The 19,441-nt window shown below is 70.5% G+C and carries 17 protein-coding genes and 1 pseudogene; 13 read left to right on the forward strand and 5 right to left on the reverse strand.

The genetic code is table 11. The annotated features are described in order from the left end of the window. Positions 1–84 precede the first annotated feature (84 nt). From FRAEUI1C_RS26735 to FRAEUI1C_RS26780, 10 genes and pseudogenes are all read left to right on the forward strand, one after another. A complete protein-coding gene (locus FRAEUI1C_RS26735) occupies positions 85–816 on the forward strand; it encodes a TetR/AcrR family transcriptional regulator (protein WP_013426486.1) in 732 nt (243 codons plus the stop codon). 102 nt (positions 817–918) lie between these two features. Then, positions 919–1,872, forward strand: coding sequence for a zinc-dependent alcohol dehydrogenase (locus FRAEUI1C_RS26740; RefSeq protein WP_013426487.1), 954 nt, complete (start codon positions 919–921; stop codon positions 1,870–1,872). Further along, a complete protein-coding gene (locus tag FRAEUI1C_RS26745) occupies positions 1,869–2,342 on the forward strand; it encodes a VOC family protein (protein WP_013426488.1) in 474 nt (157 codons plus the stop codon). The genes FRAEUI1C_RS26740 and FRAEUI1C_RS26745 overlap by 4 nt, the downstream gene beginning before the upstream one ends. A gap of 86 nt (positions 2,343–2,428) precedes the next feature. After that, positions 2,429–3,693 (forward strand): annotated as a pseudogene (locus FRAEUI1C_RS26750) (alpha/beta hydrolase domain-containing protein). 35 nt (positions 3,694–3,728) lie between these two features. Further along, positions 3,729–4,757: a DUF2889 domain-containing protein gene (locus FRAEUI1C_RS26755; protein ID WP_013426489.1), complete on the forward strand. Its 1,029-nt coding sequence runs from the start codon at positions 3,729–3,731 to the stop codon at positions 4,755–4,757. 111 nt (positions 4,758–4,868) lie between these two features. Next, positions 4,869–6,170: an acyl-CoA dehydrogenase family protein gene (locus FRAEUI1C_RS26760; RefSeq protein ID WP_013426490.1), complete on the forward strand. Its 1,302-nt coding sequence runs from the start codon at positions 4,869–4,871 to the stop codon at positions 6,168–6,170. Positions 6,171–6,274: 104 nt separating this feature from the next. Then, entirely contained in the window at positions 6,275–7,279 is a 1,005-nt protein-coding gene (locus tag FRAEUI1C_RS26765; RefSeq protein WP_049807261.1) for a phosphotransferase family protein, read from the forward strand. Between the two features lie 4 nt (positions 7,280–7,283). Further along, the gene (locus FRAEUI1C_RS26770; protein ID WP_013426492.1) at positions 7,284–8,261 is read left to right on the forward strand and encodes an NADPH:quinone oxidoreductase family protein; all 978 of its coding nucleotides are present in this window, start codon (positions 7,284–7,286) and stop codon (positions 8,259–8,261) included. Positions 8,262–8,454: 193 nt separating this feature from the next. Further along, the gene (locus FRAEUI1C_RS26775) at positions 8,455–9,744 is read left to right on the forward strand and encodes an ABC transporter substrate-binding protein (RefSeq protein ID WP_013426493.1); all 1,290 of its coding nucleotides are present in this window, start codon (positions 8,455–8,457) and stop codon (positions 9,742–9,744) included. A gap of 348 nt (positions 9,745–10,092) precedes the next feature. Beyond that, positions 10,093–11,373 carry an ABC transporter substrate-binding protein gene (locus FRAEUI1C_RS26780; RefSeq protein WP_013426494.1) on the forward strand — a complete coding sequence of 427 codons (1,281 nt, stop codon included), beginning with the start codon at positions 10,093–10,095 and terminating at the stop codon, positions 11,371–11,373. A gap of 55 nt (positions 11,374–11,428) precedes the next feature. On the opposite strand, the gene FRAEUI1C_RS26785 is transcribed toward FRAEUI1C_RS26780, so the two are convergent. Then, entirely contained in the window at positions 11,429–12,094 is a 666-nt protein-coding gene (locus FRAEUI1C_RS26785; protein WP_013426495.1) for a TetR/AcrR family transcriptional regulator, read from the reverse strand. A 204-nt stretch (positions 12,095–12,298) separates the two neighbouring features. Here FRAEUI1C_RS26785 and FRAEUI1C_RS26790 point away from each other — a divergent pair, with 204 nt between their 5' ends. From FRAEUI1C_RS26790 to FRAEUI1C_RS26800, 3 genes are read left to right on the forward strand one after another with little or no spacing between them, the layout of a single operon-like run. Next, the gene (locus FRAEUI1C_RS26790) at positions 12,299–13,366 is read left to right on the forward strand and encodes an acyl-CoA dehydrogenase family protein (protein WP_013426496.1); all 1,068 of its coding nucleotides are present in this window, start codon (positions 12,299–12,301) and stop codon (positions 13,364–13,366) included. Beyond that, complete coding sequence (locus tag FRAEUI1C_RS26795) at positions 13,350–14,525, forward strand: acyl-CoA dehydrogenase family protein (RefSeq protein ID WP_013426497.1); 1,176 nt, start codon at positions 13,350–13,352, stop codon at positions 14,523–14,525. The genes FRAEUI1C_RS26790 and FRAEUI1C_RS26795 overlap by 17 nt, the downstream gene beginning before the upstream one ends. Before the next feature lie 33 nt (positions 14,526–14,558). Beyond that, positions 14,559–15,356, forward strand: coding sequence for an enoyl-CoA hydratase (locus FRAEUI1C_RS26800; protein ID WP_041259659.1), 798 nt, complete (start codon positions 14,559–14,561; stop codon positions 15,354–15,356). Between the two features lie 237 nt (positions 15,357–15,593). Here FRAEUI1C_RS26800 and FRAEUI1C_RS26805 read toward each other — a convergent pair whose 3' ends face one another. From FRAEUI1C_RS26805 to FRAEUI1C_RS26820, 4 genes are all read right to left on the reverse strand, one after another. Beyond that, positions 15,594–16,412 (reverse strand): acyl-CoA dehydrogenase family protein, encoded by an 819-nt coding sequence (locus FRAEUI1C_RS26805; RefSeq protein WP_013426499.1) that lies wholly within the window; start codon positions 16,410–16,412, stop codon positions 15,594–15,596. A 2-nt stretch (positions 16,413–16,414) separates the two neighbouring features. After that, a complete protein-coding gene (locus FRAEUI1C_RS26810) occupies positions 16,415–17,593 on the reverse strand; it encodes an acyl-CoA dehydrogenase family protein (protein WP_013426500.1) in 1,179 nt (392 codons plus the stop codon). After that, complete coding sequence (locus tag FRAEUI1C_RS26815) at positions 17,590–18,021, reverse strand: nuclear transport factor 2 family protein (protein WP_013426501.1); 432 nt, start codon at positions 18,019–18,021, stop codon at positions 17,590–17,592. The genes FRAEUI1C_RS26810 and FRAEUI1C_RS26815 overlap by 4 nt, the downstream gene beginning before the upstream one ends. An 84-nt stretch (positions 18,022–18,105) precedes the next feature. Beyond that, positions 18,106–19,317 (reverse strand): metal-dependent hydrolase family protein, encoded by a 1,212-nt coding sequence (locus FRAEUI1C_RS26820; RefSeq protein WP_013426502.1) that lies wholly within the window; start codon positions 19,315–19,317, stop codon positions 18,106–18,108. Positions 19,318–19,441: the final 124 nt, after the last annotated feature.

Below are 19,441 nucleotides of genomic sequence, written 5' to 3' on the forward strand. Positions count from 1 at the left end.
TCACGCATATCGCTCGGTTCCCAGTGGCGAATCGTTCGGGGGGCCGGTGACTTTGCCCACCCGACATGTCAGAATCGGATTCTGATGACACAGAACGCTGATCGACTCCTGCCCGGCGGGCCCGGGCACGTCCCCGCCCAGGATCACGAGGTCCCGACGGCCCGCGACGCCTCGGCCTCGCCGGGCGGCAAGGACGTCGCCGCCCGGACCGCCGCGCGCACCCTGGCGGCGCGCACCGCCGGCTACACCAACGAGGTCCGCCGGCTGCTGGACGCCGGCCTCGTCGTGGTCATCCGCAACGGCACCTCGTCGCGGCCGCGGGTCGCCGACATCGTGGCCGAGGCAGGCCTGTCGAACGACGCGTTCTACCGCCACTTCCCGTCGAAGGACGCCCTGGTCGCCGCCCTGATCGAGGACGGCGCGGAGCGGCTCGCCAGCTACGTCGACCATCAGATGAGCAAGGAGCCGACGCCGGCGGGCAGGGTGCGCCGCTGGGTCGAGGCGGTGCTCGCGCAGGCCATGGGCGACGTCGCCGAGTCGACCCTCGCGGTGCTGTGGAACGGCAGCGGAAGCGGGGACGTCGCCTCGGGCCGCCACCCGGCCGCGGGACCGCTGGCGGTACTGCTGCACGAGCCGTTCGCCGCGCTCGGCAGCGAGGACCCGGCGCTGGAGGGCAGCCTCGCCGCGCACGCCACGCTCGGCACGTTGTCCGACCATCTGTGGCGCCGGGCCGAGCCCACCGAGGCCGACGTCGAACGGATCACCCGCTTCCTGCTGCGCGCGGTCAGCGGCGCCCCCGCGCCGGACGCCCCCTGACCCTCCCCCGCCGCACCGCGCCTCCAGCCGGCACCCCCACCAGCACCGCCCTCCCCACCAGCACCGATCGCCAGCACACGAGTCCCCAGTCAGGGAGCGCCCATGAAAGCTGTCCGAGCGACGGACGGCGCCGTCGCCGTCGTCGAGCTCGACGCGCCGCCAGGCATCGGTGGCGAGTTAGTCGAGATGAAGTCCGCGAGCATCTGCAGCTCTGACCTCATGTACCTCAGGTACGGGCTGAACAGGGTCGTGGGCCACGAGCTGGCCGGCATCCGCGCGGACGGCACGGCCGTCGTCGTCGAGGCGGTCCTCAGCTGCGGCGAGTGCGACCACTGCCGCAGCGGCCGCTACAACCTCTGTCCCACGCACTTCACCCAGGCGCTCGGCGCGACCACCGACGGTGGCATGGCCGAGCAGTTCCAGATCCAGTCGAACCGGCTCATCCCGCTGCCGAGCGGGCTGGACGTCAGGGATGGCTCGCTGGCCGAGCCGACCGCCGTCGGCTGGCACGCGCTGCGCCTCGCGCACACCGGTCCGGACACGTCCGTCGCGGTCGTCGGCGCCGGGGCACTCGGCCTGCTGGCGGTGGCCAGCGCGTACCGACAGGGCGCGACCGAGGTCGCGCTGGAGGCCAGGCACCCGCACCAGGTCGCCGCCGGCGAGCGGCTCGGCGCCAAGATCGGGGCGACCGGACGCTACGACGTGGTGCTCGACGCGGCCGGCACGATGGAGAGCCTCGCCCGCGCGGTCGAGCTCGTCGGCCCGCGCGGCAGGGTCGTCTCGGTCGCGACGCATCGCGGTCCGGTGCCGATCGACTGGAGCACCTTGTTCCATCTCGAGGCGAGCATCCTGCCGTCGATCGGCTACTGCATGCACGATCGCGGCGACGGCGAAGCGGTGGCCGAGATCGCCGAGGCGGCCGCGATGCTGGCCGACAACCCCGAGATCGCCCAGACCCTGATCACCCACCGGTTCCCGCTGGAGGACGCCGTCGAGGCGTTCCGAGTCGCGGGCGACCGGGCATCCGGTGCTATTCGAGTAGTGGTGGAGCTGTGACGACCCTTCGGCCCGAGAACCTGTACCACGTCGGGATCATCGTCGAGGACTTCGAGTCCGAGCTGAAGCGGCTCACGGAGCTGTTCGGCTACGAGTGGTGCGACGAGCTGGTCGCGGACACCAACGTCCGGATCCACACCGCCGACGGCCCGGTCGAGAAGACGATCACCAACCGGTTCACCTACTCGGTCAACGAGCCGCGCCTGGAGATCATCCGGCCGATCCCGGGGACCGTCTGGACGCCGTCCAACTCGGGCGCGCACCACCTGGGCTACTGGTCGGACGACGTGGTCGCCGACTCCGCCGCCCTGGTCGCGCTGGGGATGCCGCTGGAGGTCGAGGGCGTCGGCCCGGACGGGCTGCCGTACTGGACCTACCACCGCGGCACCCAGGGACCGCGCGTCGAGCTGGTCAGCAGCGCGATCAAGCCAGGCCTCGAGGGGTACTGGGCGGCGGGAGCGGCCCGGTGACCGTCGCCGGCTCGCTCGATCTCGCCGAGTTAACGGACGGCAAGGGCGTCTACCTGGCCTCGCCGGTGCCGGCCGACCTCGCCGGCGTGGGCTATGTCGAGCAGGAGTTCACCGCGACCGGGACGGCGACGGCCTACCGGCCCGCCGGGCCGCTGAGCTCCGACGGCCGCTGGTCGTTCGAGCCGGCCGGCACGGCGCCCTACCGCACCCGGATCGTGGTGCGCCGCCCGGCGGCGCCCGCGGACCTCAGCGGTGTCGCCATCGTCGAGTGGCTCAACGTCAGCTCCGGGCACGACTCGGATACCGGCTGGGCGGCCGCCACGAGGAGATCACCCGGCGGGGCCACCTCTGGGTTGGCGTGTCGGCGCAGCTGATCGGCGTCGCCGGTGGCCCGGTGACCGCGTCGACCATCGAAGGCTCCGAGGCTCCGGGCCTCGTCGGCACCGACCCGGAGCGGTACGGCGGTCTCGTCCACCCCGGCGACGGCTTCGCGTTCGACATCTTCACCCAGGCCGCCCGTGTGGTCCGGACAGGCGGCGAGCTGTTCGGCGGGGTGACGCCGTCCGTCCTGCTCGCCTGGGGCCAGTCGCAGTCGGCCTACGCGTTGGTCACCTATCTCAACGGGGTCGAGCCCAGCACCCACGGGCTCTTCGACGGCTATCTGCTGCACAGCCGGGGTCTCGGCGCGCTGAACCTCGCCGCCCCCGGCCGGCCCGCCGGCCTGCAGGAACTGGCCGCCACCAGCCCGGTCGTGATCCGCGCGGACACGGCGACGCCCGTCCTGATGGTGCAGGCCGAGGGCGATCTCAACCAGGTGCTGCACTCGCTCGGCTCCCGCCAGGACGACACCGAGAAGGTCCGGACCTGGGAGGTGGCCGGCGCCGCGCACGCCGACCGGCACACGGTCGGGGCGTTCGCCGATCTGCTCGGCTGCGGAGTGGCCATCAACGACGCCCCGACGCACGTCGTCATCAAGGCCGCGCTACGCGCGCTGGAGGGCTGGGTGCGCGAGGGCATCGAGCCCGCGACGTCGTCACGGATCGAGACCGCCGGCGGCGACATCGTCCGGGACGACGACGGCATCGCCCGGGGCGGCATCCGGGTGCCGCCGGTGGAGGTCCCCGTCGACGTCCTGTCGGGAATCCCGGGGCCGAACCCGTCGCTGATCTGTCAGCTGCTCGGTTCGACCGTGCCGCTGCCCGCCGAGCGGGTCGCGGCGCTGTACCCGTCGCGCGACGAGTACCTCGCCCGGTTCACCGCGTCGGCGGACCGGCTGATCTCGTGGGGGTTCGCCCTCGCCGAGGATCGCGACGCGCTGCTCGGGTACGCCCAGCCTGATCGGGTCGGTTGAGCGACGGGCGGCCCGACACGACGAGGGGTGACCGGATGACCAACGACACGCTGACCGGACCGGCGGCACCGGACGGGCCGGCCACCGCCACGCCGCCACGGCGGCCCGGCCTGGTCCGCCGCACGACGACCCACGACTCGCTGCGGCTGTCCGGCCTGCGCGGGCCGGTCACCCTCGACGCGCGCGGCCGGGACCTGCGGGTCGAGCCCGACGGTTCGACGTCGATCCTCGCGGCGCAGCGCGTGATGGTCGAGGTCACCTTCCCGGAGCGCGCGATCGCCCGGATCGACACCGATCCGGGCGAGCCCCGGCTCGGAGCCCTGCTCGGCGCCCGGGCCGCGTCGGGCTTCCGGCAGAAGGTCATCGAGGCGTTGCCCGGCGAGGGGGAAAGCCGCTCGGTCCGCTTCCAGCTGCTCGACGACCTCCCGACGGCGCTGCTCATCAGTGGCTACGCGCTGCAGAAGCAGGTGGCCCCCGCGCCGTTCGACCGGGAGCGCAAGGCCGCCGGGCTGACGCTGCAGTACCCGGACCTGTGCGCGGGCTGGATCACCGGCGGCACGATCGTCCGGGGGCTGGAGGAGACCGGGCAGGTACCGAGGCCGGTCGGCCCGGCGGTCGGCCCGATCGCGGGCACGGACCCGGACGGCTGGCACGAGGTCGGCCCGCTGCCGGCGCACGGCATGCGCCGACGCCGGCGTCTCGACGTCTGGTGGGAGCCGGGCGAGCCGGACGCGCGGGTGGAGTGCTTCTTCCGCGACAGCCACATGGACGCGGGCGGCGTCGAGACCGCGCTGCACGAGTACACCGTGCACGCGACCGTCGACCCGCGGTCGGGGACGTTCACCAGCTGCACCGCCGACTTCGGCGCCCTGCCGTGGCAGGAGTGCCCGGTGGCGCTGGCCAGCGCCGGCCGGCTGGTCGGGCGGCGCCCGGACGGCCTGCGCCGCCACGTCCGCGACACCTTCACCGGCATCTCGACCTGCACCCACCTCAACGACACGCTGCGCTCGCTGGAAGACGTCGGCGCGCTGATCGACAAGCTGCCCGCGCATCACGCCGGGTAGGCACCCGGGCCGAGGCGCCGGCCCACCAAGTCGGGTTCTGAAGATCCAGACTTGTGTTTGGCAACATCAGAATCGTATTCTTCGAGGGACGACGAGGAAGGACACACAGCGATGGCGTGGGACTTCGAGACCGATCCCGAGTACCAGAAGAAGCTCGACTGGGCCGATGAGTTCGTCCGCAACGAGGTCGAGCCGCTCGACCTCGCCTTCCCGGACCTGCAGTTCGTCCCGCTGACGGAGACCCGCCGCCGGCTCATCGACCCGCTCAAGCAGCAGGTGCGCGACCAGGGCCTGTGGGCGACCCACCTCGGCGCGGACCTCGGCGGCCAGGGCTTCGGCCAGCAGAAGCTGGCGCTGCTCAACGAGATCCTGGGCCGGTCCTCGTGGGCGCCGATCATCTTCGGCTGCCAGGCCCCGGACACCGGGAACGCCGAGATCATCGCGCACTACGGCACGCCGGAGCAGAAGGAGCGCTACCTGCAGCCGCTGCTCGACGGCGAGATGTTCTCCAGCTACTCGATGACCGAGCCGCAGGGCGGCGCGGACCCGACGCAGTTCACCTGCAGCGCCCACAAGGAGGGCGGCGAGTGGATCATCAACGGGTGGAAGTACTTCTCGTCGAACGCCAGGACGGCGAGCTTCTTCATCGTCATGGTGGTCACGAACCCCGACGTGAGCGCGTACCGGGGCATGTCGATGTTCCTGGTGCCGTCGGACACCCCGGGCATCAACATCGTCCGTAACGTCGGCCTGGCCGGCGAGCCCCTCGGCGACGGAATGCACGCGCTGATCCACTACGAGGACGTGCGGGTGCCGGAGTCGGCGCTGCTCGGCGGCGAGGGCCAGGCGTTCGCCATCGCCCAGACCCGCCTCGGCGGCGGGCGCATCCACCACGCGATGCGCACCATCGGCCAGGCCCAGCGGCTGCTGGACATGACCTGCGAGCGGGCGCTCTCGCGCACCACCGCGGGCAGCAAGCTCGCCGAGAAGCAGTTCGTGCAGGGCTTCATCGCCGACTCGTACGCCCAGCTGCTGCAGTTCCGGCTGCTGGTCATGTACATCGCCTGGGAGATCGACAAGTACCAGGACTACAAGCGGGTCCGCAAGGACATCGCCGTCGCGAAGATCGTCATGCCGACGATCCTGCACGACATCGCGTGGCGGGCGATGCAGATCCACGGCGCCCTCGGCACCACCAACGAGATGCCGTTCTTCAAGTCGATCAACGGCGCCGCGGTGATGGGCCTGGCCGACGGCCCGACCGAGGTCCACAAGGTGACCGTCGCCAAGCAGGTCCTGCGCGACTACAAGCCGACCGACGGCATGTGGCCCACCGAGTGGATCCCCGCGAAGCTCGAGGCCGCCCAGGCCAAGTACGCCGAGTTCCTCGAGCACGAGGTCGGCAACCAGTAGGGCCGCCAGGTCCCCGAAACCAGATCCAGCACTCTTGAAATGGGGAAACACCTGTGAGCGACGCGGACCCGACACCGCTCGACTTCGACAAGCTCGCCGCTTGGATGGACACCCAGGGGCTGCCGGGCGCTGGCGCCCCGCTCTCGTCCAAGTTCCTGTCCGGCGGGACCCAGAACGAGATCTACCTGCTGACCCGCGGCGACTTCCAGTGCGTCATCCGGATCCCGCCGGCCAAGGCGCCGGCCGACCGGGACGCCGGCATCCTGCGCGAGTGGCGGATCATCGAGGCGCTCGACGGCACCGACGTCCCGCACACCGCGGCGGTCGCGGTGTGCACGGACCACTCGGTGCTCGGCCGGACCTTCTACCTCATGGGCTTCGTCGACGGCTGGTCGCCGATGAACATGAAGGACCGCAAGTGGCCCGAGCCGTTCGACAGCGACCTGGACCTGCGCCAGGGCCTGGGCTACCAGCTCGCCGAGGGCATCGCGCTGCTGTCCAAGGTCGACTGGCAGGCCAAGGGCCTGCAGGACCTGGGCCGGCCCGACGGCTTCCACGAGCGCCAGGTCGACCGCTGGACCAGCTTCTTCGAGAAGATCAAGACCCGTGAGCTCGAGGGCATGGACGTGGCCACCGACTGGCTGCGCAACCACCGGCCGCTCGACTACATCCCCGGCCTGATGCACGGCGACTACCAGTTCGCCAACGTCATGTTCAAGAACGAGGTCCCGGCCAAGCTGGCCGCGCTCGTCGACTGGGAGATGGGCACGGTCGGCGATCCCAAGCTCGACCTGGCCTGGATGGTCATGAACTGGCCCGAGAACCCGCTGGACCGGGACGCGGTCAAGGCGGGCTACGTCGACCACTTCGGGATGCCGACCCGGGACAAGATCGTCGAGCACTACGCGAAGGTCTCCGGCCGCCAGGTCGACGACCTCGACTACTACCTCGTGCTGGCCCGTTGGAAGATCGCGATCGTCCTGGAGCGCGGCTTCGCGCGGGCGGGCAACGACCCGAAGCTGCTCGCGTTCGGGCCGGTCATCGAGCAGGCGATGCGCAACGCGGCCGAGTTCGCCTCGACCACGGACTACAAGCACACGGGGAAGTGAACCCATGAAGGCTGCGGTCTGTGTGGAGTACGGCGGCCCGGAGGTCATCGAGGTCAAGGAGATCGACACTCCGCCGGTCGGGCCGGATCAGGTCCGGGTCGGCGTCCGGGCGGCTGCGGTCAACTTCCCGGACGTGCTCGTCATCGCGAACACCTACCAGGTGAAGGCACCCGTGCCGTTCGTGCCCGGCAGCGAGTTCGCCGGTGTCGTCGAGGAGGTGGGCGCGGACGTCACCGGCCTCGCCCCCGGCGACCGGGTCGCCGGGACGGTGTTCGTCGGCGCCTTCGCCGAGCAGGTCGTGTGCAGGCCCGAGTCGTTGCGTCCCATCCCCGACGGGGTGGACGACCGGTCGGCCGCGGCCTTCGTCGTCGCGCACCGCACGTCGTACCACGTGCTGCGCTCGATGGCCCGGGTCCAGCCGGGCGAGCGGGTGGTGGTGCTCGGCGCGGGTGGCGGCGTCGGCCTCGCGGCCGTCCAGCTCGCCGTCGCCCTGGGCGCCGAGGTGACCGCGGTGGCGAACGCGGCCGACAAGCTCCAGATCGCCGCGGCGAACGGCGCGACGACGCTGCTCGACAACACGGTCGAGGACCTCCGGAAGGCGCTGAAGGTGGCGCACCCGGACGGCGTCGACGTCGTCGTCGACATGGTCGGCGGGGACCTCTCGGAGGCGGCGCTGCGGGCGCTGCGCTTCGACGGGCGTTTCGTGACCGTCGGCTACGCGTCGGGAACCATCCCGCGTATCCCGCTGAACCTGGTGCTGCTCAAGGGTGCGCACATCATGGGCTTCCAGATGCGCGATTTCGCCACCCACCGGCCGGACGAGCTCGCTCGCGACGACCGGGAGCTTACGGAGCTGCTCTCGTCGGGGAAGGTTCGCCCGTACATCGGCTCCGTCTTCGACCTGGACGACACGGCCGGCGCGCTGCGGCACGTCGCCGACGGAAAGGCGATCGGAAAGGTCGTGCTCGACGTCGCGCCCTGACCGGAGGAATTGTGACGCGCCGCGCAATGCGTGTCACCGCGACGGCGAGCTGAGACCAGTCCTACTTCGAGGTTCACTCCTGGCGACAGGTCGGGGGCGCCCGGGTTTCATCGGGCGCCCCTTCTCTTTTAGAACCCTCCCCACGCCAGCATCGAGTCGATTTCGACCACCGAAAAGCTGCAGGAGAATCACCATGGCGCCGTTCCGATGGCGGAGCTCATCCCGGACGAAAGCCGCATTACTCGCCGCGGCCACCGGGCTCACGATGCTGGTGGCCTGCGGAGGCCCAGGCACGACGGCCGCCGCGGGCTCCTGCACCTCGTCCGTCGCCGGAATCACGCCGACCGGCGTCAAGGCGGGAATGGTCTGGAGCGATACCGGGCCGTCGGCCGAGACCATGCGGGCCTTCCGCGCCGGAGTCGACGCCAGGATCGATGCGGCGAACGAACAGGGCGGCATTCTCGGCCGCAAGGTGACCTACGCCTGGCGCGACGACCAGGCCGACAAGTCCCTGAACCTGCACGGCACCCAGGACCTGGTCCAGAACGAGAAGGTCTTCGGCATCATCGCGATGCCGAGCGCGACCAGCGCGGAGACCTCGGACTGGCTCGCCAGCCAGGGCATCCCGGTTACCGGCCTGGCCAGCGACGCCAGCTGGCTGGGCAAGAACAACATGTTCTCCTGGTTCTATCTCGGCGACGGCTCGGTCACGACCTGGGGCGACTACGTCAGCCACGAGCACGGCACCCGGGCCGCCGTCATCGCCGTGTCGGCGAACGCGTCCAACGGCGACTTCACCCAGCAGATCGTGGCCAGCCTGAAGGCCGCGCACATCACGGTCGTCAGGACCTTCGCCATCTCGGACACCACCACCAACTACGCGTCGCTCGCGCAGCAGATCAAGGCTGCCGGCATCGACTCCCTGGCCGGTGTCCTGCTACCGGACGCCGCCGCCCAGCTGATCCCCGCGCTCAAAGAGGTCGGCCTGAACCTGGGCCAGAGCCTCAAGGTCGCGCAGATGCCACTCGGCTATGACCCGACCGTCCTGGCGAAGTACGGCAGGACGCTCGCCGGGGTCTCCGTCGCCACGGCGATCAGGCCCTTCGAGGAGGGCGCCCCCGGGCAGCGGGCGTTCACGTCCGCGATGGAGCTCTACGCACCGGAGATCCAGCCCCCGACGCAGGACAGCGCCGTGGACGGCTGGATCTCGGCGGACCTGTTCATCCGGGGCCTGCGGGCCGCCGGCGCCTGCCCGACCCGACAGTCATTCATCTCCGGGCTGCGCGCGGTCAAGGACTACGACGGCGCAGGCATGTCCCCGCTCGCGAAGAACGATCTGTCGGCCAACTACAAGCAGACGACGAGCTGCTACTACTTCTTGAAGATCAGCCAGGACGGGGCGGCGTTCCAACCCCAGAACGGTGGGCAGCCGTTCTGCGGGAGCCCGATCAGCCCGGCAGAGGTCGCCGCCGCCAACCAGTGATCGGACGGATGCGCCCGGCGAGAGGCCGGCGCGCATCCTGGCGTCTCCGTCCCCACGCGGCTCCGCACACACACCGCGTCCATCGCAATGACTACCGCCGAACACGGGGTCAAAGCGCGACAAGGGGCGTCCGGCATTCACCGGGCGCCCCTTGTCGGTTACGGCAAAGCCGGCGATTACTATCGACGTTATATGGACGCCGTTGAGAAACCATCGCGCCGAGACCAGGTGACGCGCTAGGTTTCCGTCCATCCGACGCGGTGTCGCGATGCGCGCGACGTCCGCCCCCTCACGTCGCGGCGGCCCTGGGGCCCCGGACGTTCGCATCCGCACCAGAGGAGCGATGAAGTGTCGTCACCCGGACGCAGTCGGTTAGTTCGCGCTGGCGCGCTAGCTGTGATCGCGACAAGCCTCGCGGCTGGGCTGGCCGGTTGCGGCAGCTCCGGCTCCGCCACTTCCGCGGCTTCCTGCTCGACGCAGGTGCCGGGCATCACGAGCACCACGGTCAATGCGGGGCTGCTGTGGAGTGACAGCGGCGACGGCGCCAGCTCCATGCCGGACTTCCGCTCCGGCGTCGACGCTCGCTTCGGGCTGGCGAACGAGTCCGGCGGCGTCTTCGGCCGCACCGTCAGCTACGCGTGGCGCGATGACCAGAGCAGTCAGGATCTCAATCTCCTCGGTGCCCAGGATCTCGTCGGCCGTGGGCACGTCTTCGGCATCATCGAGGCCCCTGGCGCGAGCAACGGTTCCATCACCTGGCTCAACCAGCAGAACATTCCGGTGACCGGGCTGGCCAGCGACCCGGGTTGGGTCGGCCGGAACAACATGTTCTCGTTCTATTACCTGAGCGATGGCTCGAGCACCGTGTGGGGGGACGTCATCAATGCGGCGGGAGCCTCCCGTGCCGCGGTGCTCGAGGTCTCCGGGAACAAGTCCAACTCCGATTTCAGTCGCCAGTACGAGGCGAGCCTGCTGGAATCCGGCGTCAAGATCGTGAGAGAGTTCCAGATCGCGGAGGCGGTCACCAACTACCAGGCGGTCGCGAAACAGCTCAAACAGGACGATATCGACGCGCTGGTTGGCGTCCTGCTCCCGAGCACGGCGGCCAAGCTCATCCCGGCGGCCCGAAGCCTGGGCGTCAACCTCAAGATCACCATGATGCCGCTCGGCTACGACCCCGCCGTGCTGGCCAGCTCCGGCAAGGCGATCGCCGGCACGATCATCTTCACCGAGGTCCAGCCCTGGCTCGACACCCCGCGCCAGCAGACCTTCGAGGCGGCGATGGCGAAGTACGCCCCCGAGATCCAGTCGGTGCGGTCGGACAGCGCGGTCGACGGCTTCGTCGCCGCCGACATCTTCATCCGCGGCCTGCAGGCGGCCGGGAAGTGCCCGACGAGGGAATCCTTCATCTCCGGGTTGCGCGCGGTCACGAACTACGACGGGTTCGGCCTCGTTCCGGCACCGGTCAACTTCGCGACGAACCTGAAGGCGCCGCAGTCCTGCTACAACTTCATCCAGGTCCGCGCGGACGGCTCCGCCTTCGACCCGATGTTCGGAGGCCAGGCCAGGTGCGGCCGGCCGATCTCCTCCGCCCGCATGAACCAGCTGCTGGACCCGGGCTCGTCCTGACCCGGGCGGGCTCAGCCGGCCGACCTGGGCGGCTGGGCCACGCGAGGTTCGTCCGTCACCCGGCGAGGGGACGGACGAACCCTCCGGCGCAGAAGTTCCACACCTCGTCGCCGGTGAGCGGGTGGGCGCCCTCGCTGTCCGCCACGACCGCCGTGGACTGGGCCAGGAACATGACCGACTGCATCACCATCGCGGCGGCCCGGCGCGGCCGCAGCTCGGTGCGCAGCTGACCGGTCGCGTCGACGCGGCCCATCAGCTCGGCGAACAGGGTGAGCATTGGCTCGTGCGCGGACCGCACCTCCGCCGGGTAGCTCACCAGAAGCTGCGTGGCGAAGTCCGTGAACAGCGGATGACTGCTCTCCGGGCCCGGGAGCGAGCTCGCGAACAGCATCCGGACGGCGAGCTCGAGCCCGGCGAGCGGGTCGACCTCGGAGGTGGCGGCGGCGCGGATCTCGTCGGCGGAGCGGCGCAGGGCGTTCTCGAACAGGGCAAGCAGCAGCTCGTGCTTGCCACCGAAGTGCTGATAGAAGCTGCGCAGCGACTGGTGCGAGCGGTCGACGACCTCCTGTACGGTGAAGTCGGTCGACCCCTTCGCAACGATGATCTCCTGGGCGGCCTCAAGGAACTGCTGGACCTTGCGCTCGGCACGCAGCCGCGCGGCCTTGGTGGAGCGCTCGACCGCACGCTGCTTCCAGGCCGGCTCTTCACTCAGCGTGCTCACGGCAAGCTCCTGATCCTGCGCCATGGGAAGAACGTACTCCCCACTATGCGTGCAACCACGTGTGCTCTTGGCTCCCTCCACCCGCGCAACTCGCGAGAGGATGCTTCCATCTTTGGAGAATGGTATTCTCGCACGAGTCCGAGCGAAATGTCGGTAGGAGGGCCCTCGTGGCTGAAAAGTCACTAACCGTCAGTGGGAGCCGACATGCTCTTTGAGTTCGACGAGGACCAACAGCTGCTGCGCGCCACTGTCCGCGACGTGTTGTCGAAGGAGTGCCCGCCGGCGCTGGTCCGTTCCGTCGCCGATCAGGGCGTCGACCCGATGCCACTGTGGCGGACCTACGCCGAGCTCGGCTGGACCGAGCTGACCGGGACGAGCGAGGCGGTCGAGCTCGCGATCGTGCTGGAGGAGCTCGGCCGGGCGACCGACCCGACGCCCTACCTGGCCACCATGACCTGGTTCGCGCCGCTGGTGGCCGGGGTTACGGACGGGTCGGCCGCCGGCGACGGTGAGACCGGCACCGCCGTGTTCGACGGGGTCAGCGCGCATCTCGACCCACACGGCGACGGCGCCTGGATCCTCGACGGCACCGCGCACCACGTGCTCGACGGCGACCGGGCCGACTGGTTCGCGGTCGTCACCGACGCCGGGGTGTTCACCGTGCCCGCCGCCGACGCGACGGTCCACCGCACCGAGGCCTTCGACCCGCTGCTGCACGTCGCCGACGTCAGCTTCTGGCAGGTCAGGGTCCCGGCGGCGCGGCGGGTCGAGGCCGACGTCGAGCTGGCCCGCGACATCGCGCTCACCGGTCTGGCCCTGACCATGGTCGGCGCCTGCCGGCGCGTGCTGGAACTGACGCTCGACCACGTCCGCACCCGCGAGCAGTTCGGCGTCCCGATCGGCTCGTTCCAGGCGGTCAAGCACAAGGCCGTCGACATGCACGTCGCGATCGAGCGGGCCACCGCCCTGGCGTACTTCGCCGCCCTCACCCTGGCCGAGGAGGACCCCCGCCGGGCGACCGCGGCGGCGATGGCGAAGGCCGCGGCCGGCGAGTGCACCTCGCTGGTATTCGAGAGCGGCTTCCAGCTGTTCGGCGGCATGGGCTTCACCTGGGAGAACGACCTGCAGTTCGCGTTGAAGCGGGCGCTGGCCGGCGAGCTGCTGCTCGGCGGGGCCGACGTGCACCGGGCCAGGATCGCCGCCGCCCTGCTCGACGGCCCGGCGACGGCCGGCGACCAGCCCGCGAAGGAGCGTCATGCAGCTGCGGTTTGACGACGACGTCGAGGCGTTCCGCGCCGAGTTCACCGCGTTCCTCGACGCGAACCTGCCGGCCGTCGAGGAGGCCGCCGAGCGGCCGACCTCGACCGCGCACATGCCGGCCTGGTCACGGCGCTGGCAGCGGCTGCTGTTCGACAACGGCTGGCTGCTGCCCGGGAACACGCCGGAGTTCGGCGGCCGCAACGCCAGCCTGCTCCAGCAGTTCGTCCATCTGGAGGAGCTGGGCAAGCGGCGCATCTACCACAGCTTCAACCCGCAGGGCCTGGGCATCATCGCCGCGTCACTGCTGACCTTCGGCACCGACGAGCAGAAGCAGCGCTGGGCCGTGCCGATCCTCAAGGCCGAGATCACCGCGGCGCTGGGGATGAGCGAGCCGGGCGCTGGCTCGGACCTCGCCGGCCTGCGCACCCGGGCGACGCTCGACGGCGACCACTTCGTCGTCAACGGGCAGAAGATCTGGACGTCCGGCGCGCATGACGCCGACATCCTGCTGACCTTCGTGCGCACCGACCCGGACGCGCCCAAGCACAAGGGCATCAGCGTTCTGGTGATCCCGACCGACCTGCCGGGCCTCACCTGCCGGCCGTTCGGCTCGATCCTGGGGACCGACGACCAGGACTTCAACGAGGTCTTCTTCGACGACGTCCGCGTACCGGCGGAGAACCTCATCGGCGAGCTCAACAAGGGCTGGCACGTCGCGAACGGCTCGCTCGGGCACGAGCGCACGATGCTGTGGCTGAACTTCGCCGACCGGCTCGACGAGTTCGTCGAGGACTTCCGGCCGACGACCACGCTCGACCGGGACCGCTACGCGACCCTGGCGATGGACGCGACCGCGCTGCGGCTGCTCGGCTCGGCCGCGCTGGCCAAGGCTGCCCGCGGCCAGGAGGACGTCGCCTCGATCTCGGTGCTGAAGCTCCTCGGCTCCGAGGCGGTCCGGACCACCGCCCGCCACGCCCTGCTCGCCCAGGGCCCGGCCGGGCTCGACGGCGCCGTGAACTCGCGGCCCTTCGAGCACATGAACCTCGACTGGTTCTTCGCCAGCTGGTTCAAGCGGTACGCCCACAGCTTCTCCGGCACCATCGCTGGCGGCACGTCGGAGATTCAGCGCACGATTGTCGCCGAGCGGGTGCTCGGCCTGCCCCGGAGCTAACCGGTCAGCGAAACGGTCATGGGAGTTACCGACTTGTACATTCTCTACGATGTCGCGGACAGCATCGCGACGATCACGTTGAACCGTCCGGAAGCGGCGAACGCGCAGAACGGCGCGCTGCTGGAGGAGCTCAACGACGCCTGGGTGAAGGCGGCCGAGGACCCCGAGGTCAAGGTCATCATTCTGCGCGCCGAGGGCAAGCACTTCTCGGCCGGGCACGACCTGAAGCCGGACCCGTCGACACCGACCCCGGCGAAGATCACCCTTGAGGACATCTACAACATCGAGGCGCGGCGGTACCTGGAGTTCTCGCTGCGCTGGCGCAACATCCCGAAGCCGTCGATCGCGGCGGTGCAGGGCCGCTGCATCGCGGGCGCGCTGCTGCTGTGCTGGCCGTGCGACCTGATCATCGCGGCCGACGACGCCAAGTTCTCCGACCCGGTGGTCGCGATGGGCATCGGCGGCGTCGAATACCACGGCCACACCTGGGAGCTCGGGGCGCGTAAGGCCAAGGAGATCCTCTTCACCGGCCGCGCGGTCACCGCCGAGGAGGCCGAGAAGGTCGGCATGGTGAACAAGGTCGTCCCGCGGGCCGACCTTGACGCCGAGACCCGGGCGCTGGCCGCGCAGATCGCGGTGATGCCGTCGTTCGGCCTGCGCCAGGCCAAGCGCGCGGTCAACCAGACCCTGGACGTGCAGGGGTTCTACGCGGCGATCCAGTCGGTCTTCGACATTCACGAGACCGGCCACGGCAATGCGCTCTCCGTGTCCGGATTCCCGGTCCTGGTGAACCTCAACCAGATGAAGGACACCATCAAGTCCGTCAACTGACGGCCCGCACCAGTCGATCAGCACCAGTCACGAAGGCGGCCGAGCCCAGCCAGGGCCCGGCCGCTTTCGCGTTTCCTTCTCGTCGTCGCCACTGGTGCGGCGCGGCTGTTGATCGCCGTTTGGGCCCTCGGATGGTCGTGGCCAGGGCGTTTGTGCGACCACCCGAGGGCGAAAACGACGATCACGGCCCGAAGGTGGAGCCGTAGGCCAGGCCGCGGGCAGGTCTGGTGCCGGTTCCTACAGCTGGGCGATGCGGGGGGCCGTGCGGCGGGCGCGGATGAGGGCGCCGGCCTCGCGGGTGAGCTCGCGGCTGTTGCCGAGCAGGCCGTCGAGGGTGAGGGCGCGGCGGATGTGGTGGTGCAGGTCGTGCTCGGCGGTGAAGCCGATGCCGCCGAGCACCTGCTGGCAGTGCCGGGCCGCGTCCAGCGCCGCCTGGCCGGCGGCCGCCTTCGCCAGCAGCGCGCCGAGGTCGTCGTCGGCCGCCGACAGCGTGGCCTCGGCGCCTTCGAGCGCGACGTACGTCTCGGCGAGCCGGTGCCGGACGGCCTGGAACCCAGCGACCGGGCGGCCGAACTGGTGGCGGTCCAGCGCGTGGGTGCGGGCCAGGTCGAGCATCGCGCGCCCGGTCCCGACCAGCCACCAGGCGAGCGCGCGGCGGCCGGCGGCCAGCGCCACCGGGTCCGCCGCGACCTTCCCGCCGTCGGCCGCGCCCGCGTCCACGACCCGCAACGGCACGGGACCGTCGAGGATCGTCCCCTCGCCGACGACGTCGGCCCGTTCCCAGACGACCGTGCGCCCACCCGCGTAGGGCAGCGCGACGACACCGCCGATCGGCGAGCCGATGGCGGCGAGCAGGACGTCGTTGACCAGCGGGGCGTGCGCCCCGGTCTGCCCCAGCAGGGCGAACACCAGCGGGATCGCGTCGGCGGACTCCTCGGCGAGCAGGTCCGCCCAGCCGAGCTCGGCCAGCGCCACGTCGAGCGCCGCGCCCGCCGGGGTGTCGGTCATCGTCCCGCGCAGTGCCTCGGCGAGAAGGTCCCGTTCCTGCGCGTCCACGCCTACTCCTTGCCCAGGTTCAGCAGCCGGCGGGCGACGATGTTGCGCTGGATCTCCGCCGTGCCGCCGTAGATGGTCGCCGCCCGCGAGTACAGGTATTCGGTCCGCCAGTGCGCGTCGGTCAGCTCGATCGCGCCGGGCAGCACCTCGCGGGCCGTGTCGAAGAGCTTCTGGTCCGCGGTCGCCAGCAGGATCTTGTCGACGGACGTCTCCGGGCCCAGGTGCACACCGGCGGCCAGCTGGCGCTGGGTGTTGCGCGACCGGCTGCGAATGGTGTGCAGCGCCAGGTAGGCGGCGCCGAGCGCGGCGTCGGTCGTCGCGGCGGGTTCGGTCTCCTGCGCCTCGACGTCGGCCAGCAGCAGGTCGAGCCGGGTGAACAGGTACGTGATCCGGTGCCAGAAGCAGGTGGACCGCTCGTACGGCAGCAGGTCCATCGCGAGGCTCCAGCCGTCGCCGACCTTGCCGAGCAGCCGCTCGGCCGGAATCACGACGTCGTCGAAGAACACCTCGGCGAACTCGTCGACGCCGTGCATCGTGCGCAGCGGCCGGACGGTGACGCCGGGGGTGTCCATGTCGAGGAAGAACGCGGTGATGCCGGCGTGGCCCGGGCCGGTCCTGGTGAGCAGGACGCAGCGCTGGGCGTACTGGGCGAGCGACGTCCAGACCTTCTGGCCGTTCACGACCCAGCTGCCGTCCTCGCGCTGCGTGGCGCGGGTCGTCAGCGAGGCGAGGTCGGAGCCGGAGCCGGGCTCGGAGAAGCCCTGGCACCAGTGCTCCCGGCCGGACAGCAGCCGCGGCAGCATCTCGGCCGCGAGCTCGGGCCGGGCGTACGAGATCATCGTCGGCGCGAGGACCTCGATCAGCGAGTAGTTGGTGGCGTCGGTCAGGTCACGGTTCGCCACCTCCTCGCCGAGCACGGCCCGCAGCACGTCCGGGCCGCCCAGACCGCCGGCCTCGACCGGCCAGCCGTACCGCATCCAGCCCGCGTCGTAGAGCGCGCGACGGACCTTGCCGAGCTGGGCGACCTCCGTGTCGAGCGAGTGGTCGTCCACCGGCTTGGCCAGCTCGGCCGCGTGCTCGTCGAGCCAGGCCCGCACCGCGGCGCGGAAGTCCTCGACGGTGACGGTCTCGCCGTCGACCGGCGGAACGAACCCGTCCGGCACCAGGCTGGTCAGACTCACAGGTTGATCCGCTCGATCACATGCGGGATCCCGTGGTCGTGGGCGCCGCTGCGGCGGATGAACGTCATCGACCGGGTGCGCAGCCGCCAGCCGTCCTCGGTGCGCAGGTAGGTGTCCCGGTAGTAGCCGATGCGCATGTCGTGCGCGGAGTGCTCGATGAAGCACAGCGGCTGGGTGCCGGTCGCGTTGACGCCGTCGTCGGCGAAGTCGATGGCCGGCGTGCCGGTGAGGAACAGGCCCTTGGGCGCGGCCGCGACGAGCGCCGGGAAGTCCTTGAGCGCGAACGTGTCCCCGAAGGCGCTGTATGTGCCATCGGGGGTGAAGACCTTGACCAGACCCTCGATGTCGCCCTGGGTGATGGTCACCGCGTAACGGGCGAGGGTCTGCTGGATCTCGACCAGATCCTCGATGCGGTTCGGCTTGGTCACGGTCTACTCCGAACTTGGGAGCGCGGAAGCTGGGGTCTCGGCACTGTCGACGTCATCGCGACCGTCGAGATCAGTAGCTGAATGTCAGTAGATGAACTGCTTACCACCCTTCATGACGAAGGGGACGCGGGTCACCACCCGGATGTCCTGGAGCGGGTTGTCGCTGACGGCGATGACGTCGGCCAGCAGGCCCTCGGCGAGCCGGCCGCGGTCGGTGACGTCGATCAGGTCGGCCCCGACGATAGTGGCGGCCTGGATCGCCTGCAGCGGAGTCATGCCGCGCTCGACCATGGTGACCAGCTCGTTGCCGTTCTTGCCGTGCGGGATCGCCGGCGCGTCCGAGCCGATGGCGATCTTCACGCCGGCCTCGATCGCGTTGCTGATGGAGGCCTTCGCCTTCGGCCAGTCACGGGCGGCCTTCGCCTGGATCCGAGGGTCGGAGGTGTTGAGCACCTGCATGCCGTCGATCAGCGCCTGTGTGGCCACCAGGTAGGTGCCCCGCTTGACCATCAGGTCGATGGTGTCGTCGTCGATCATGAAAGCGTGCTCGATGCAGTCGACGCCACACTCGATCATCTGGGTCACGGCCTCGGAGCCGTGGGTGTGCGCGGCCACCCGCAGCCCGCGCCGGTGCGCCTCGTCCGTGATCGCGAGCACCTCCGCGTCGGAGTAGTGCTTCGCGCCGGCCGGGCCGGTGAGGGTCATGGTGCCGCCCGAGCCGCACATCTTGATGACCTGGGCGCCGTGCTTGATCTGGTGGCGGACGGCCTTGATGACCTCGTCGACGCCGTTGGCCAGGCCCTCCTCGACCGTGAGCTGCAGGACGTGCGGCGCGAACTGGCCGAACATCGTCGGGTCGAGATGACCGCCGGTCGGCGTGACCGCGTGGCCGGCGGGGACGATCCGCGGGCCGTCGACCCAGCCGTTGTCGATCGCCTTCATCAGGGCCACGTCGAGCAGGTAGCCACCGGTCTTGCAGAACAGGCCCAGGTTGCGGACGGTCGTGAAGCCGGCGCGCAGGGTGCGCCGGGCGTTCTGGGTGGCGCGCATCATCCGCAGCGGCGGGTCGTCGCGCATCTGGCTGGTGAACTGGTTCTCCCCCGGGCCACCCATCAGGAGGTTGAGCTCCATGTCCATCAGACCCGGCAGGAGGACCAGGTCGCCGAGGTCGATGACCTCACCCTCGGGCTGACCGCCCACGCCGACGATGTACTCGCCCTCGATCTTCAGGATGCCGGGCCGGATGATCTCACCGGTGTCGACATCGAGCAGGCCAGCGGCCTTGAGCGTCAGCATCCCGCGTCCTCCTTGACTTCAGGGCCAAATCCGGGCCCCTGACCTCAGGGCCAAGATCGGGCCCGTGACCTCAGGGCCAGAACCGGGCCCGTGACCTCAGGACCGAAACCGGGCCCCGTCGGCG

It is taken from the genome of Pseudofrankia inefficax (assembly GCF_000166135.1).
Lineage (GTDB): Bacteria > Actinomycetota > Actinomycetes > Frankiales > Frankiaceae > Pseudofrankia > Pseudofrankia inefficax.